Source organism: Hydrogenophaga sp. A37, assembly GCF_002001205.1.
Classification (GTDB): Bacteria; Pseudomonadota; Gammaproteobacteria; order Burkholderiales; family Burkholderiaceae_C; genus Hydrogenophaga.
The window spans coordinates 36,649-50,658 of sequence record NZ_MUNZ01000112.1 but is presented as its reverse complement, the minus strand read 5'-3'; the positions used below and the strand labels follow the sequence as shown (position 1 = coordinate 50,658).

Sequence of the window (14,010 nt, the reverse complement as noted above, 5' to 3'; positions counted from 1 at the left end):
AGGAACTCGCGCTTGCGCGTTCTCTTGGTCTTGCGCTCGAATCCGCTCTCGCTCAGGCTCATCTGTTTCATAACGTCAATCTCGCACATCCCGTGCCAGTGGCGACGGTTCTGCAGACGTTCCCTAGGTAGCAATTCAATCACCTTAGCGCATATTATGTTTCCTGCATGAGTCGTAGAATAATCAGAGCGAGTCGACATTTTTTTACCAAAATCGCGGCCCGGGAATCAGGAGAGTAGATCAAATCGCCCACTGATTTTGAATGATCATCTTTGAATCGAAGCACCTTCCAGCCAACTCTCTCATTTAGCAGTGCGAGTGTCAAATCAGACAGCTTTGATTTATCTGAAAAACTCGAATATACGGAAAGAACCAAATAAACAACACCAAAACATCCGGCAATGAACATCGCCAACTCGAAATTACCCTGAAATAGAGAAGCAACAAAGGCGACACCTGCTATGTACCTCATGACACATCACCACACGCATTGGTAAACCCCGCCCACCCCCGAGCCCGCAGCTCACAAGCCGGGCAGCTCCCACACCCATACCCCCAATCCTGCCGGTGCTCTCGGTCGCCCAAGTAGCAGGTGTGGGTGTGTTCCACGATCAGGTCCACGAAGGCTTTTCCGCCGCCGGCCACGCCGCTCGCTTCGCCCAGTGCTTCGGCCATGCGCCAGGTTTCGGCCTTGTCGATCCACATGAGCGGGGTGTCGATCAGGAAGCGGTGGTCCATGCCGAGGCTGAGGGCGACCTGCAGGGCTTTCATGGTGTCGTCGCGGCAGTCGGGGTAGCCGCTGAAGTCGGTCTCGCAGACGCCGGTGACGATGACCTGGATGTCGCGCCGGTAGGCGAGCGCGGCGGCGAGGGTGAGGAAAAGCAGGTTGCGGCCGGGCACGAAGGTGTTGGGCAGGCCGCTGGCTTCCATCTTGAAGGCCATGTCGCGGGTGAGCGAGGTGTCGCTGACCTTGCCGAGCACGGCCAGATCAAGCAGGTGGTCTTCGCCCAGGCGCTCGCTCCAGGCGGGGAACTGGTCACGCAGCTTCTGGATGACGACGGTGCGCGCCTGCAGCTCGACGCTGTGGCGCTGCCCGTAGTCGAAGCCCAGCGTTTCGACGCGCGGGTAACGCGCGAGCGCGTGGGCGAGGCAGGTGGTGGAATCTTGCCCGCCTGAAAACAGGACGAGGGCGCTGGTGTGGTGGGGTTGGGCGGTGACCATGGCCCGATGGTAGCCGCGCCCCGAATGGATCAGCCGGGCTGCTTTGCCGGGCCAAGGCCGTGGTCGCGGCTGGTGGAGAGCATGCGCAGCAGCGCGCGGTTGGCCTGCTCCAGGCTCATCTCGTGTTGCTCGCAGATCTCGGGCAGCAGGTGCAGATTGTCCACGTCGCCCTGCGCGCGGGCGATGTCGAGCAGCGGGAAGTAGGGGCCGCTGTGGTGGATCAGTGCGTCCGCGACCCGGCTGGACATCGGCAGGCGGCCGATCAGCGTGCCGAGCGGCTGGTGCAGCAGGCGGTCGAGCTGGGCGAAGAGCGCGGTGGTGTAGACCTCGGCGCGCAAGTCCTCTTCAGAGCCGGATTCGAGCAGGTGCTGCGCGAGGCGCGAGCGCATCACCTGTGCGTAGCGCACGGGGTGCAGCCCGGTGTCGTCGTTGGCGCTGGCGAGTTGTTCGCCGAGCCAGCGGTCGAGCGCCGAGAAGCCGAGCATCATGAGCGCGTGGCGCAGCGAGTCCACTTCGTGGCGTCCGCCGTAGGTGGCTGAGTTGATGTGCACGAGCAGGCGGTAACACACGACCGGGTCTTGCCGCACGAAGCGCTCCAGCTGGTCGAGCGAGCTGTCGTTGGTGATGGCCTGGCGGATCATGCCGATCACCACGGCGTCGCAGCCCATGGGCCGCGCGCGCCAGGCGTGCAACACGTCGTCGTCGGGCCAGCCGAGCAGCCCCCAGGCGCCGGCTTCGTCTAGGCAATGGTCGGCGAGGCCGCGATTGCAGATGTTCTGGTAGAGGTGGCCGGGCAGGATGGGCGTGCGCCGGGACGGCACGGGCTGGGCCTCGGTGGGGCGGGCCTGGAGCGCTTCGAGCGCCTCTTCGGCGTCGACGCTAAGCAGGCTGCGCACGTCCAGCGGCGCAATGAATTCGCCGTGCAGTTCGGCGAGCGCGGCATGGCGCAGCAACTGATGGCCTTTTCGCATGGCCACCGACAGCATGGCCAGGCTCTCGGGGTGGGTGAACAGGCTGGCGGGCACTTCGAGCCAGGTGTTGGGCACGGGCTTGCAGGCGAGCGCCTGGTGCAGCAGTTCGGGTGTGCGCAGCGAGAGGATGAGCACGGGTGCGGCCACCGGCCAGTCGTCGCCGAGCAACTGCATCAGGTGGGCGGCATCGACGGCGCCGGGCTGCACCGGGCTCACGCTCAGGTGCACGGCCGCGAGCCGGCGCCGCCGGTTCCAGACCGGCTGGTAGCCCAAGGCGACGCTGTCGAGGACGGTGTGGGTCATTTGTCTCTAACCTCCGTCCTGCGGACTGCGGTGCGAGCTGGCTTGGGAACGGCCCGGCGCTGCGCTCATTGCTCAGGCCTGGTGTCAGCTCAGGTACTGGAACAGCGAGAGCTTCTGCACGGAAGCATAGGACTGGAGGGCCGCCTGCATGCCGATCTCCATGGTCTTGTACTGCGAATAGGCCTTGACCAGATCGATGTCGACGAGCTGGGACTGTTCCGTGGTGTGGTCGACCTCGCGGTCTGCGAGCAGGCTGTCGATGGAGTCGGCGCGGTTGAGCCATTCGCCGGCCTGAGCGCGGGCAAGCAGCACGCGTTCGTGTCCAGCGTCGAGCTCGGCGAGGGCGCGGCCGAGGTCGTGGGTGCGCACGGCGGCGTCGCCGCTGCTGCCGGTGTCGAGGCTCAGGGCGTCGATGGCGTCCTGCATCACCTTGAACATGTCGGTCGGCGCGGCGGACGGTGTGATGTCCATCTGGTCGCCGGCCCGGGGCTCGCCACTGGGTCGGAAGGACATGCCGTCGAATTCGATCTGCGAGCCAGCGCTGTAGGCCACGCCGGTCTGGCCGGCCACTGGGGTGCCGGTGGTCACGTCGGTCACGCTGTATTGCATGGCGCCGGCGGTGCCGCTGAAGTCGATGCGGTAGTCGTGGCCGGTGAGCGCCGAGAGGTTCGTCACCTGGCCGGTGTCGGCGCGCAGGCTGCCGGTGTTGCCGGCGGGCAGGTCGATGGAGAAGGTGCCATTGCCGGCGGGAATGCGCATCAGGATCGCTTCGCCGTCCATGGCGTTCGGCAGCTGGTTGTCGCCAGCGGCCTGCTGGCCGCGCTGGCCGTCAAAACGCACTTCGTTGCTGCCGCTGCCGAACTCCTGAACGAACGGCGTGGCGGAACCGCCGAGCCCGCCGAAGAGCCCGTGCCCGGCGCTGTCTTTGCGGTTGGCCGCCGCAAACAGCTGGTCGCGCAGACCCTCGATGTCTTTGGCCAGGGCGGCGCGCTCGGTGGGGCCGTAGCCGCCGTTGCCGCCCGCGATGATCAGGTCGCGCACTTTCTGGACCAGGTCGCCCGCCTCGCCCAGTGCACTCTCGGCCTGCTGGATGCTGGTGCGCGACGAATCGAGTGCGCGCTGGTCGGTCTGCACGCGCGAAAGCCGGGTCTGCACCGATTCAGACAAGGCGGCCGCCACCGGGTCGTCGCTGGCGCGCATGACGCGTTTGCCGCTGGAGATGCGCTCCTGTTGCGTGGCCAGCTCCGCCTGGCGCTTGTTGAGCTGGGCGATGGTGGTGTCGTAGGCGTGGGCGGTGGCGACTCTCATGGTGGGCTCCCGGGGCTTCAGCGCATGGTCTGCAACAGGGTGTCGAAAATGCCCTGGGCGATCTGCATGTATTTGGCGGCCGCCTGGTAGGCCTGCTGGTACTGCAGCAGGCGCGCGGCCTCTTCGTCGAGGTTGACGCCCGACACCGCCGCGCGTGCGGCTTCGTTGCTGGAGGCCACCTGGCCGGAGTAGCTGGCGGCGAACTGCGCGCCCTGCACCCGCGTGCCCATGTCCGACAGCACCGCGCTGTAGCCGTTGGCCAGCGACACGCCGTCGAAGGTGGCGAGGTCGCGCAGCGCGAGCAGGCCGGCGGCGTTGCCGGCGTTCTGTGCGAAGTTGGTGGTGGATGCGGCGGTGATGTCGAAGCTGTCGCCGGCGGAGGGGTTGCCGCGCAGCGTGAGGCTCCAGCCGTTGAACACCAGCGGCTGACCGGGGGTGTAGTTGTAGCTCGGGGGCAGGCCCGGGTTGTCGGGTGGCGGGTTGCCCGGGCCCAGGCCCGTGGCGGTGAAGCTGCCGTCGGCGAGGAAGGTCAGTGTCACCGGGTCGGTGAGGTTGGCCGAGGGCTCCACCGCATAGAGGCTACCGATGCTCATGCCGCCGGTGTTGCCGGTGCCGGGCGTGACCATCACCGGGCTGGCCGCGGCGAGACGGTCGGCCGCGCTCACGGCCATCTGCATGTCGCGCGCGGCCGCCGCAAAGGGTTTGACGAGGAAGCTGTCGCCACTGGCGGCAGCGCCACTGTCGATCTGGAAGCTGAGACCGTCGAGGTCGGCGGGGAGCCCGGCGAAGGAGGTGCTCTGGCCATCGGAGAGGCGCACGATGTCGACACCGGTGCCCGTGAAGTTGACCTGGTAGTCGGAAGGCCGCAGGGCGGTGGGGTCGCTGACCTCGGCGTGCAGGGCGGCGGTGCCGGTGTTGGTGGGCACGGGCAGACCGGCCGCGTCGGTCGCGGGCACGAAGAAGCTGGCGCCGGTGTCGCCGCGCAGGTCCACACCCAGCTGGTGCTGGGCGTTCACCGTCGCGTTCAGCGCCAACGCCATGCGACCGAGCTGGTTGCCGACCTCTTTGAGGTCTTCGTCAATGAACTGCATGACGCCACCCAGCTCACCGCCCAGGGCGCTGACGGGCAGCGCGGTCGAGTTGTTGCCGAGCTGGAAGTGGATGCGCTGCTGCGAGCCGTCGGTGCTGTCGGGCACCACGGCCAGGCGGGCGACGCCGGTCCCCAGGACCAGCGGCTGACTGCCGGCGACGAACACGCTCATGCTGCCGTCGTCGGCGCTCACGGTGCTCACCTGAACGAGTTTGCTGAGTTCGCCGATCAGGGTGTCGCGCTGGTCGAGCAGGTCGTTGGGTTGACCGGTGTTGCCCTGGCTTTCGATGATCTTCTGGTTGAGGATGCCGATTTCCCCGGCCAGCTTGTTGATGGTGTCCACCGTGTCGCCCACCTGCTGGCGGGCGCTGCTGGCCAGGATGTCCATCTGCCCGGCCGTGTCGCGCAGGCGCGCAGCGATCTCTTCGCCGCGTCCGATCACCACCGCCCGCGCGGCCAGGTTGGTGGGCGATGACGCCACGTCGGACCAGGCGTTGAGCAGGTCGTTCATCGCCGAGCCCAGGCCGGTCTCGCCGGTGGGGAACAGGTTCTCCAGCTGATTCAGGCGCGCCAGGCGCTCGCTGTCGGCGGACGCCACCGAGCTGGACAGCTGGGCTTCGCGGGTGAGGTAGGCGTCGTGCTGGCGGGCCACCGTGCCGAGCTCGACTCCCTGGCCGTAGAAGTTGCCCCCCAGCGTCTGGTAGCCCGAGCTGCGCATGTCCACCGTCTGGCGCGAATAGCCGGCGGTGTTGACGTTGGCGATGTTGTGCCCGATGACCTGCAAAGCCGACAGGTTGGCGTTGAGGGCAAGGGTGCCGATGTTGAGGGCGCTGGACATGGTGGGCTTTCAGGTCTCAGCTCTGTGCTCTTTGCACACTCAGCGTCATGTTGATCGCGCGGCTCAGCTTGGCGGCGTACTGCGGGTCGGTGGCGTAGCCCGCGCGCTGCAGGCTGCTGGCGAAGCCCTGCACCGAGCCGATCTGGTCCATGGCCTTGTCGTAGCGCGGGCTCTTGGTGATGAGGCGCGCGTAGTCGCGGAAGGAGTCGGCGTACGAGTCGTAGGCGCGGAACTTGGCGACCGTCTTGCGCGGCACGCCGTTGACGTATTCGGTGGTCGTGACCTCGGCAACCTTGCCCTTCCACGACGACGTGGCCTTGATGCCAAACAGGTTGTGCGAGGGCGTGCCGTCTTTCTGGCGGATCTCGCTGCGGCCCCAGCCGGTTTCGTGGCCGGCCTGGCCGAGCATGTAGCTCGCCGGGATGCCCGACTCGCGCGCCACCTGGGCAGCGGCCTCGCTGTGTTGCGACACGAAGCCGACGTGGCGCGGGCCCGATGCGCTGGCGTTGCTGCGCTGCAGGGCCTTCGCCGGCTCGGCGCTGGCCGAGCCCTGAACGGGTACCGCGTTGGGCGCGTATTTGAGCAAGGCGCGCAGGCCCGAGCGGTTCAGCGGCTTGAATTCTGCGGGGGTGTCAGCGCCGGTTCCGGTGCTGGTGGCGCTGCCGGCCGGGGTGGACCCCTCGGCCGCGCCCTTGGGGGCCATCTGGCGGCTGAGCTGGCGCTCGATGGCCTCGCTCAAACCACCGGGCAGGCCCGAGAGCTGCACCGAGAGTTGCTGGTCGAGCAGGTCGGTGCCGAGGTCGCTGCCCTGCCCTTCGAGCAGGCCCGATTTCTGGGTCGCGTCGCGCATGCTCTTGATCAGCTCGCGCATGAACAGCGACTCAAACTGTTTGGCCGCTCCCTTGAGCGCGGCCTTGCCACTCTCGCCCTCTTGGCCCGCGCTGAACTTCAACGCGTTCAGCGCGCCGGGGTCGACGGCGAGGCCTTGGGTGGTGGGCTGCAGCGAGGACATGGGGTCAGATCACTTCGAGTTCGGCGTTCATGGCGCCGGCCGCTTTGATGGCTTGCAAGATCGCCAGCAGATCTTGCGGCGTGGCGCCCAGGCCGTTGAGCATGCGCACCAGGTCGGCGAGCTGTGGCGCGGCGTCCATCTTCACCAGCGCGCCGCTGTCCTGGGTGATCTGGATGGCAGTCTTTTCTGCGACCACGGTCTGGCCCAGCGAGAGCGGGTTGGGCTGGCTCACCACCGGAGTCGAGCTGATGCTGACCGAGAGGTTGCCGTGCGCGATGGCGCAGGGGCCGAGGGTCACGGCCTGGTTCATCACGATGGAGCCGGTGCGGGTGTTGATGATCACGCGCGCGGCCGGGATCGAGGCCTCCATCGGGATCTCTTCGATCTCGGCCAGGAAGCTCACGCGCTCGTCGGTGTTGGCCGGTGCGCGCAGGCGCACCACGCGGCCGTCCACCGCGCTGGCCACGCCCGTGCCCATGCGCTCGTTGATCGCCTGCGCGACGCGGCGCGCGGTCTGGAAGTCGGCGGAATTGAGCCCGAGGTCGATGGTGTCGCCCAGCGCAAAGGCCGTGGGCACGACGCGCTCGACCTGCGCGCCGCTGGGGATGCGGCCCGCGCTCAGGTGGTTGATCTGCACCTTGCTGCCGCCGCCCGAGGCGCCCGCGCCACCGACCAGCAGGTTGCCTTGGGCCAGCGCGTAGATTTCACCGTCCACACCCTTGAGTGGCGTGGTGATCAGCGTGCCGCCGCGCAGCGACTTGGCGTTGCCCATCGACGACACGGTGACGTCGATCATCTGGCCCGGCTGGGCGAAGGCGGGCAGCTGCGCGGTGACCAGCACGGCCGCCACGTTCTTCAGCTGCACCTTGGCGTCGCCGGGCAGGGTGAGGCCGAGCTGCTGCAGGTAGTTGGTCATGCCCTGCGAGGTGTAGGGCATCTGGGTGGTCTGGTCGCCGGTGCCGTCCAGCCCCACGACCAGGCCGAAACCGGTCAGCTGGTTGGAGCGCACGCCCTGCACCGCCGCGACCTCCTTGATGCGGATCGCGTGGGCGTTGGCGGGGAAGCCCAGCCACAGCACCAGGCCCACGGCCAGACCGCTCCAGACCACCAGGCGTTTCAGCCAGAGGGCGCGCAGCTCACGGCTCGCGAACAGAGAGCGGCTGAAACCGGTCTGCAAAGGGATGGGGCGGAGCTTCGGGTTCATGAGGTGGATGCTAGACCGCGTCAGAAAGGGAAAACATTCAAAAAGAACCGTCCCAACCAGCCTATTGAGAGCGCTTCATCCACGGCGCCCCGTCCTCGCGACTCGATGCGGGCGTTGGCGACCTGGGTCGATGAGATGGTGTTGCCCGGTCGGATGTGGTGCGGGTCCACCGTGCCGGAGAAGCGCATCACGTCCACATTGCTGTTGATGCCAATCTGTTTTTCGCCGGCCACGAGCAGGTGGCCGTTGGGCAGCACCTCCTGCACGGTGACGGTGATGACGCCCGAGAAGTCGTTGGAGTTGGCGTTGTCGCCGGCGCCACCGAACTTGTTGGACGACTCACCGCCGAGCTTGAAGTTGCGGTCGCGGGTCAGCTCCTTGGCCACGATGCCCGGGATCGCCGTGACATCGCCCGAGACCGAGCCCGAGCGGTCGATGTTGGACGACGACTTCTGGCTGGCGCTGACCTTCTCGGTGATCTGGATCGTGAGGCTGTCGCCGGGCATGCGCGCACGAGAATCCTCGAACGCGGGCCGGTAGCGCGCCGCCATGAACAGGCTGCCGCCGGTCTGTGCGGGCGACGGTGCCTGCGCGAAGTTGATGGGCTTGACCGGCACCACGTCGACCGGCTTGGTCATGCAGGCGGTGAGCAGCGCGGGAGAGAGCAGGAGCGCGCAGCGGCGCAGCAGGTGTTTCATGGTCGAGCTCACAGCTGCGCCAGCCTTTGCAGCATCTGGTCGGACGTCTGGATCGCCTTCGAATTCATCTCGTAGGCGCGCTGGGTCTGGATCATGGTCACCAGCTCCTGCACCACGTTGACGTTGGAGGTTTCCACGTACCCCTGCATCAGGTTGCCCAGGCCGGCGGTGCCCGGGGCGCCGTTCACCGGGTTGCCCGAGGCGACGGTCTCGGTGTAAAGGTTTTGCCCCTTGGGCTCCAGGCCAGCCGGGTTGATGAAGCTGGCGAGCTCGATGTTGCCCACCTGCTGCGGTGTGGCGTTGCCCGGCATCTTCACCGTGACCACACCGTCGCTGCCCACGGTGACGCTCTGCGCCTCGGCGGGGATGGTGATGTCGCCGGCCAGGGCCAGGCCGCTGGAGGTAACGAGGCGGCCCTGGGCATCGACCTGCAGGCTGCCGTCGCGGGTGTAGCCGGTGGTGCCGTCGGGCAACGCGACCTGCAGGAAGCCCTGGCCGTTCACGGCGAGATCGAGCTGGTTGCCCGACTGCTGCAGGCTGCCCTGGCTGAACGAGCGCGAGGTGGCCACGGTGCGCACGCCCAGGCCGATCTGCAGGCCGGTGGGCAGGTTGTTCTGTTCGGTGTCGGCGCCGCCGACCTGGCGCAGGTTCTGGTACATGAGGTCTTCGAACACGGCGCTGGCGCGCTTGAAGCCGTTCGTGGACACGTTGGCCATGTTGTTCGAGATCACGTCCAGCTGCGTCTGCTGGGCCTGCATGCCGGTCTTGGAAATCCACAGGGAATTGATCATGGTGTGCTCCTGGAAAGGGGGAATCAGCCGTTCATGTTGAGCAGCTGCGATGCGGTCTTGTCGTTGGTTTCACCGTTCTGCAGCATGCGCATCTGCATCTCGAACTGGCGTGAGACCGCGATCATTCCGACCATGGCCTCGATGGGGTTGACGTTGCTGCCTTCGAGCGCGCCGCTCTGCACGCGCGCGTTGGCGTCGGCGTCGAGCGCATCGCCCTGCACCGGGCGGAACAGGCCGTCTTCGCTGCGCCGCAGGCGGTTCTCGTCGTTGGGGGTCACGAGCTTGAGCTTGCCCAGGCTGGTGGGCGCCGCGTCGCCGACACGGGCGCCGACGGTGCCGTCGGAGCCGATGTCGAGCTGGGCGTTGGCCGGCACGGTGATGGGCGCGCCGCCGTCGCTCAGCACGGGCAGGCCCTGCGCGTTCACCAGGCTGCCGTCGGGGCTGATCTCCAGGGCGCCGCCGCGTGTGTAGGCCTCGGTGCCGTCCAGCCCCTGCACCGCAAACCAGGCGTTGCCGCGCGCGGCCACATCGAGGTTGCGGCCGGTGGGGTTGATCGGGCCGGCGGTCTCCAGGTGGCCGGCGCTGGCCTCCAGCGCGAACACGCGCGAGGCCGTGCCGTCGCCACGCACCGGCACGGCGCGGAACGTGGCCAGCTCGGCTCGGAAGCCCGGCGTGGACGCATTGGCCAGGTTGTTCGACAACAGCTGCTGCCGGTGGGCAGCGGCGCTGGCGCCGGTCATCGCGGTGTAGATCATGCGGTCCATGCGGGGCTCCTTGTCTCGTGTCTATCTCAGCGTGTTCAACGCATGTTCAGCAAGGTGGAAAGGATCTGGTCCTGCGTCTTGATCGTCTGCGCGTTGGCCTGGTAGGCGCGCTGCGCCGTCATCATGTTGACCAGCTCGGCGGTCAGATCGACGTTGGAATCTTCCAGCGCACCGGAACGCAGCGAGCCCATGTTGCCTTCGCCGGGGGCGCCACGCACCGGCTCGCCCGAGGCGAAGGTCTGGCTCCAGTTGCCGCCGCTGCTGGGCGACAGGCCTTGCACGTTGCGGAAGTTGACCAGGGCAATCTGGCCGGCGGCCTGCGACTGGCCGTTGGAGTACTTCGCCATGATCACGCCGGCCTCGCTGATGCTCAGGCTGGTGAGTTCGCCGGGGCGGTAGCCATCCTGCGTGAGGTTGTTGACCGCGAAGTCGACGCCGAACTGGGTGGTGTCGCCGAAATCGAGATCGACCATGAAGGTCTGTGCCGGGTCGTTGGGCGAAGCCAGCTGCAGCTGCGGAATCACCGTGGCGGGGTCCAGGGTGCCGTCGGCCATGAAGTTCATTGCAAACGGCGTTGACAGCGCCGGGTCGGCGCCGTTGACGCCGGTGTAGACGTTCCACTGGTTGTTGCCGATCTTGTCGAACACCAGGCTGACCGGAATCTCCAGGCCCTGTGCGTCGTAGGCGATGACGGACGTGCCGTAGGTGCCCAGCGGTGTCGGGGGCACGGCGGTGGCCGCGATCGGCGCGCGCGCGTCGAGGTTCAACTCGGCAGCAATGGCCGTGGTCACACTGGCCGGGATCGGCCCACCCGTGGGCAAGGTCAGTGGCGCCGATTCAAAACCCAGGCGCACGCCGTCGACGTCGGTCGGGTAGCCCATGAGCTGGCCACCGAGGTTGGTCACGATCTCGCCGTCGCGGTTGAGCTTGAACATGCCGGCGCGCGTGTACGACAGGGAGCCGTCGGGCATGGTGAGCTCGTAGAAGCCGTTGCCGTTGATCGCCACGTCGAGGGAGTTGCCGGTGACGGTGATGTTGCCCTGCGTGAACTGCTGCGCCACGGTGGACACCTGCACGCCGATGCCGGCGTTGATGCTGCCGGACGCGTTGATCGAGCTGGCGTAGATCTCGCCGAACTCGGCACGCGAGGCCTTCATGCCCGTGGTGTTGGCGTTGGCGATGTTGTGGCCGATCACGTCCAGGTTGCGGCTGGATGCGTTCAGGCCCGAGAGTCCTTGCTGGAATGCCATGGTGGTGTCCTTGGGGTGAGGGAAAGGGGTGAAGGGCGCGGGCTTACATGAAGCCGCGGATCTGGTCGTAGGTGATGGAGCGGCCGTTCTGCAGCTGCACCGTCATGGCGCCGTTGGAGAGCCCCACCGAGGCCACCTGGGCGCGTTGCAGCGTGGTGGCGGCGACGGTGTCGGCGCCCTGGGTGGCGCGCACCGAGAAGCGGGCGACGGTGGCCGGGTCGATGGCTTTGGCGTCCCAGTCAAAGCCGTGTTGCCCGGCGTCCATCGCGCCCAGGCTCACGGTGTCGAGCACCGCGCCGTTCTTGCCGATGATGTCCACCGTGACCGCGCTGGCCGCGCCGTCGAGCGTGAAGGCGCCTTTACCAGTGCTGCCGTCGAAGGCCAGCGCGTCGCCTTCGATCAGGGCTTCGCGCCCGATCAGCGTGGTGCCCTGCATGGCCTGCGAGGAAGCCATCTGGCTGGCCATGCCCTTCAGGGTCGCGTTGAGTTCCTGGATGCCGCTGACCGTGTTGATCTGCGCCATCTGGGTCGTCATCTGCGCGTTGTCCATCGGATTGAGCGGGTCCTGGTTGTTGATCTGGGCGACCAGCAATTTGAGGAAACGGTCTTGCGAGGCCTGGGGGTCGGTCGAGTTGTTGCCCTTGGTGCCCGTGGTGCTGCCCACGGTGGTGTCAAGGTTGCTGAGATCAATGGCCTGCATCATGGTTCATCTCCCTTTCACTGCCCCATCTGGAGCGTTTTGAGCAACAGCGATTTCGCCGTGTTCATGACTTCGACGTTGTTCTGGTAGGAGCGCGAGGCCGACATCATGTTGACCATCTCCTCGACCGGGTTGACGTTGGAGTGCGTCACGTAGCCCTCGGCGTCGGCGCTGGGGTGGTGCGGGTTGTGCACGCGGCGCCCCGGGGCGTCGCTCTCCCGGATGTCCTGCACCTTGACCCCGGCCGAGCCCGGCTGGCCCATGGGCACGGTCTGGAACATCACCTGGCGCGCCTTGTAGCTCTGGCCGTCCGGGCCGGCCACGGCGTCGGCGTTGGCCAGGTTGGAGGCGACCACGTTGAGGCGCTGGGCCTGCGAGCTGATCGCACTGCCGGAGACGCCGAAGATGGTGAACATGGACATGAGGCACTCCTTCACTGGCCGGTGATGGCGGACAGCATGGTTTTCACGTTGGAGTTGATGAACCGCAGCGTGGACTCGTAGCGGATGCTGTTGTCCACGAAGTTGGCGCGTTCGCGGTCCAGATCGACCGAGTTGCCGTCTTGCGAGGGCTGGGTCTGGACCGTGTAGGCGAGCTTGGGGTCGCCGGGGGCGCGGCCCGAAAGCGTCATGTGGCCGGCGGCCGTGGTGGCGAGCTGCTGGCTGGAGACCGCGCTCTCGCCGCTGGCCTGCTTGAGCGCGGCGGCAAAGTCGAAGTCGCGCGCCACATAGCCGGGCGTGTCGGCGTTGGCGATGTTGCTGGCGATCACCTGCTGGCGTTGCGAGCGCAGCATCAGCGACTGGCCGTAGCCGTCGAGCCGGGCGGTCATCTGTTCGAGCATCGGGTTCTCCAGACAGGTTGAAAGGAACGGCACAGGCGGCATGCCCGCACCGGGATGAAGACAAGTATGGGAAAACTTGAGGGCGGGCAATGAGCAAAGAAAGCAGGGAATGGGCACGCATTTCGGTGCTTAGTGCTGGCCTTCCCCCGCCTACAGTGATGTCCTGAGGTGCTGTCCGCACCTCCCCTCACCACATGAACACCCGATCACCGTCTCCCTTCTCTCGACCCCGCGCCGCGTGGTTGCTGGCCGCCGGCCTGCTGGCGTGGCTGGGCATGGCCCACGCACAAACCCCGGCGGGCGACAAGACCCAGCTGGAGCAGATGGCGCGCGACTGGGTGGAGCCCGCGCTGGCCTCGGCCATGGGCCCGGACGGCGGTGGCCCGCTGCGCCCCGAGGTGATCATGGGTTCACTCGACGCGCGCCTGCAGCTCACGCCCTGCGCCCGCATCGAGCCCTACCTGCCGCCGGGCACACGCCTGTGGGGCCGCAGCCGGGTCGGCCTGCGCTGCCTCGAAGGCCCGGTGCGCTGGAACGTGTTCATGCCCGTCACGGTCAAGGCCTGGGGTCCGGGCTGGGTGCTCAAGCGCCCCGTGGCCGCCGGCTCGGTGCTGGTTCAAGAAGACGCCGAACTGGCCGAAATGGACTGGGCGGAACAGCCCTACGCGGTGCTCGCCAACCCGGACCGCTGGATCGGCCAGCAGGCGGCCCTGGCGCTGCAACCTGGCCAGGCCCTGCGCCAGAACATGGTGCGGCCGGTGCCCGCCTTCGGGCCGGGCACCCAGGTTCGGGTCAGCAGCATCGGCGCCGGCTTCCAGGTGGTGGTCAGCGGCGAGGCCCTCACGGCGGGCATTCCGGGCCAGAGCGTCCGGGTTCGCCTGGGCGGCGGGCGGGTGGTCACGGGCACGGTGCGCGACGGCCAGACGGTCGACGTGCGCTTGTGAATTCTTTTTGAGCACTTTGGTGGACGTTTTGTGATGTACTCCACAAAAAAGAGCTCAAGTCCTCCCGCTTTTGGG

The 14,010-nt window shown here is 67.2% G+C and carries 15 protein-coding genes; 1 reads left to right on the top strand and 14 read right to left on the bottom strand.

All coding sequences use genetic code 11. The features are described from left to right. Positions 1 to 154 precede the first annotated feature (154 nt). The 14 genes from B0E41_RS26615 to flgB all read right to left on the bottom strand — a co-directional run bounded on the left by B0E41_RS26615 (position 155) and on the right by flgB (position 12,991). Positions 155 to 472: a hypothetical protein gene (locus B0E41_RS26615; RefSeq protein ID WP_143433832.1), complete on the bottom strand. Its 318-nt coding sequence runs from the start codon at positions 470 to 472 to the stop codon at positions 155 to 157. After that, the gene (gene queC / locus B0E41_RS13795; RefSeq protein ID WP_077331731.1) at positions 469 to 1,221 is read right to left on the bottom strand and encodes a 7-cyano-7-deazaguanine synthase QueC; all 753 of its coding nucleotides are present in this window, start codon (positions 1,219 to 1,221) and stop codon (positions 469 to 471) included. Before queC ends, B0E41_RS26615 begins: the two co-directional genes overlap by 4 nt. 29 nt (positions 1,222 to 1,250) lie before the next feature. After that, on the bottom strand, positions 1,251 to 2,495 hold the full coding sequence (locus tag B0E41_RS13790) for an HDOD domain-containing protein (protein ID WP_077331730.1): 1,245 nt from the start codon (positions 2,493 to 2,495) through the stop codon (positions 1,251 to 1,253). Positions 2,496 to 2,579: 84 nt separating this feature from the next. Continuing rightward, positions 2,580 to 3,803, bottom strand: a complete 1,224-nt coding sequence (gene flgL, locus B0E41_RS13785) for a flagellar hook-associated protein FlgL (RefSeq protein ID WP_077331729.1) — start codon at positions 3,801 to 3,803, stop codon at positions 2,580 to 2,582. 17 nt (positions 3,804 to 3,820) lie between these two features. Next, on the bottom strand, positions 3,821 to 5,731 hold the full coding sequence (gene flgK / locus B0E41_RS13780; RefSeq protein WP_077331728.1) for a flagellar hook-associated protein FlgK: 1,911 nt from the start codon (positions 5,729 to 5,731) through the stop codon (positions 3,821 to 3,823). Positions 5,732 to 5,747: 16 nt separating this feature from the next. Further along, a complete protein-coding gene (gene flgJ, locus B0E41_RS13775; RefSeq protein WP_077331727.1) occupies positions 5,748 to 6,743 on the bottom strand; it encodes a flagellar assembly peptidoglycan hydrolase FlgJ in 996 nt (331 codons plus the stop codon). Between the two features lie 4 nt (positions 6,744 to 6,747). Beyond that, positions 6,748 to 7,947 carry a flagellar basal body P-ring protein FlgI gene (locus B0E41_RS13770; RefSeq protein ID WP_077331726.1) on the bottom strand — a complete coding sequence of 400 codons (1,200 nt, stop codon included), beginning with the start codon at positions 7,945 to 7,947 and terminating at the stop codon, positions 6,748 to 6,750. Between the two features lie 20 nt (positions 7,948 to 7,967). After that, the gene (locus B0E41_RS13765) at positions 7,968 to 8,645 is read right to left on the bottom strand and encodes a flagellar basal body L-ring protein FlgH (RefSeq protein WP_077331725.1); all 678 of its coding nucleotides are present in this window, start codon (positions 8,643 to 8,645) and stop codon (positions 7,968 to 7,970) included. A gap of 8 nt (positions 8,646 to 8,653) precedes the next feature. Next, on the bottom strand, positions 8,654 to 9,436 hold the full coding sequence (gene flgG / locus B0E41_RS13760; RefSeq protein ID WP_077331724.1) for a flagellar basal-body rod protein FlgG: 783 nt from the start codon (positions 9,434 to 9,436) through the stop codon (positions 8,654 to 8,656). 23 nt (positions 9,437 to 9,459) lie between these two features. After that, the gene (gene flgF, locus B0E41_RS13755; RefSeq protein WP_077331723.1) at positions 9,460 to 10,200 is read right to left on the bottom strand and encodes a flagellar basal-body rod protein FlgF; all 741 of its coding nucleotides are present in this window, start codon (positions 10,198 to 10,200) and stop codon (positions 9,460 to 9,462) included. Between the two features lie 35 nt (positions 10,201 to 10,235). Beyond that, a complete protein-coding gene (gene flgE / locus B0E41_RS13750) occupies positions 10,236 to 11,450 on the bottom strand; it encodes a flagellar hook protein FlgE (RefSeq protein WP_077331722.1) in 1,215 nt (404 codons plus the stop codon). Positions 11,451 to 11,493: 43 nt separating this feature from the next. Continuing rightward, complete coding sequence (locus tag B0E41_RS13745; protein ID WP_143433831.1) at positions 11,494 to 12,153, bottom strand: flagellar hook capping FlgD N-terminal domain-containing protein; 660 nt, start codon at positions 12,151 to 12,153, stop codon at positions 11,494 to 11,496. Between the two features lie 14 nt (positions 12,154 to 12,167). After that, positions 12,168 to 12,572: a flagellar basal body rod protein FlgC gene (gene flgC, locus B0E41_RS13740; RefSeq protein WP_077331721.1), complete on the bottom strand. Its 405-nt coding sequence runs from the start codon at positions 12,570 to 12,572 to the stop codon at positions 12,168 to 12,170. A gap of 11 nt (positions 12,573 to 12,583) precedes the next feature. After that, complete coding sequence (gene flgB, locus B0E41_RS13735) at positions 12,584 to 12,991, bottom strand: flagellar basal body rod protein FlgB (protein ID WP_077331720.1); 408 nt, start codon at positions 12,989 to 12,991, stop codon at positions 12,584 to 12,586. 194 nt (positions 12,992 to 13,185) lie between these two features. Here flgB and flgA point away from each other — a divergent pair, with 194 nt between their 5' ends. Then, on the top strand, positions 13,186 to 13,935 hold the full coding sequence (gene flgA / locus B0E41_RS13730) for a flagellar basal body P-ring formation chaperone FlgA (protein ID WP_077331719.1): 750 nt from the start codon (positions 13,186 to 13,188) through the stop codon (positions 13,933 to 13,935). The last annotated feature ends 75 nt before the right edge of the window (positions 13,936 to 14,010 follow it).

What these genes read in the sequence shown, in the direction of transcription:
- B0E41_RS26615 (WP_143433832.1), bottom strand. Translation starts at nt 472, where the DNA reads ATGAGGTACATAGCAGGTGTCGCCTTTGTTGCTTCTCTATTTCAGGGT.
- queC (WP_077331731.1), bottom strand. Translation starts at nt 1,221, where the DNA reads ATGGTCACCGCCCAACCCCACCACACCAGCGCCCTCGTCCTGTTTTCA.
- B0E41_RS13790 (WP_077331730.1), bottom strand. Translation starts at nt 2,495, where the DNA reads ATGACCCACACCGTCCTCGACAGCGTCGCCTTGGGCTACCAGCCGGTC.
- flgL (WP_077331729.1), bottom strand. Translation starts at nt 3,803, where the DNA reads ATGAGAGTCGCCACCGCCCACGCCTACGACACCACCATCGCCCAGCTC.
- flgK (WP_077331728.1), bottom strand. Translation starts at nt 5,731, where the DNA reads ATGTCCAGCGCCCTCAACATCGGCACCCTTGCCCTCAACGCCAACCTG.
- flgJ (WP_077331727.1), bottom strand. Translation starts at nt 6,743, where the DNA reads ATGTCCTCGCTGCAGCCCACCACCCAAGGCCTCGCCGTCGACCCCGGC.
- B0E41_RS13770 (WP_077331726.1), bottom strand. Translation starts at nt 7,947, where the DNA reads ATGAACCCGAAGCTCCGCCCCATCCCTTTGCAGACCGGTTTCAGCCGC.
- B0E41_RS13765 (WP_077331725.1), bottom strand. Translation starts at nt 8,645, where the DNA reads ATGAAACACCTGCTGCGCCGCTGCGCGCTCCTGCTCTCTCCCGCGCTG.
- flgG (WP_077331724.1), bottom strand. Translation starts at nt 9,436, where the DNA reads ATGATCAATTCCCTGTGGATTTCCAAGACCGGCATGCAGGCCCAGCAG.
- flgF (WP_077331723.1), bottom strand. Translation starts at nt 10,200, where the DNA reads ATGGACCGCATGATCTACACCGCGATGACCGGCGCCAGCGCCGCTGCC.
- flgE (WP_077331722.1), bottom strand. Translation starts at nt 11,450, where the DNA reads ATGGCATTCCAGCAAGGACTCTCGGGCCTGAACGCATCCAGCCGCAAC.
- B0E41_RS13745 (WP_143433831.1), bottom strand. Translation starts at nt 12,153, where the DNA reads ATGATGCAGGCCATTGATCTCAGCAACCTTGACACCACCGTGGGCAGC.
- flgC (WP_077331721.1), bottom strand. Translation starts at nt 12,572, where the DNA reads ATGTCCATGTTCACCATCTTCGGCGTCTCCGGCAGTGCGATCAGCTCG.
- flgB (WP_077331720.1), bottom strand. Translation starts at nt 12,991, where the DNA reads ATGCTCGAACAGATGACCGCCCGGCTCGACGGCTACGGCCAGTCGCTG.
- flgA (WP_077331719.1), top strand. Translation starts at nt 13,186, where the DNA reads ATGAACACCCGATCACCGTCTCCCTTCTCTCGACCCCGCGCCGCGTGG.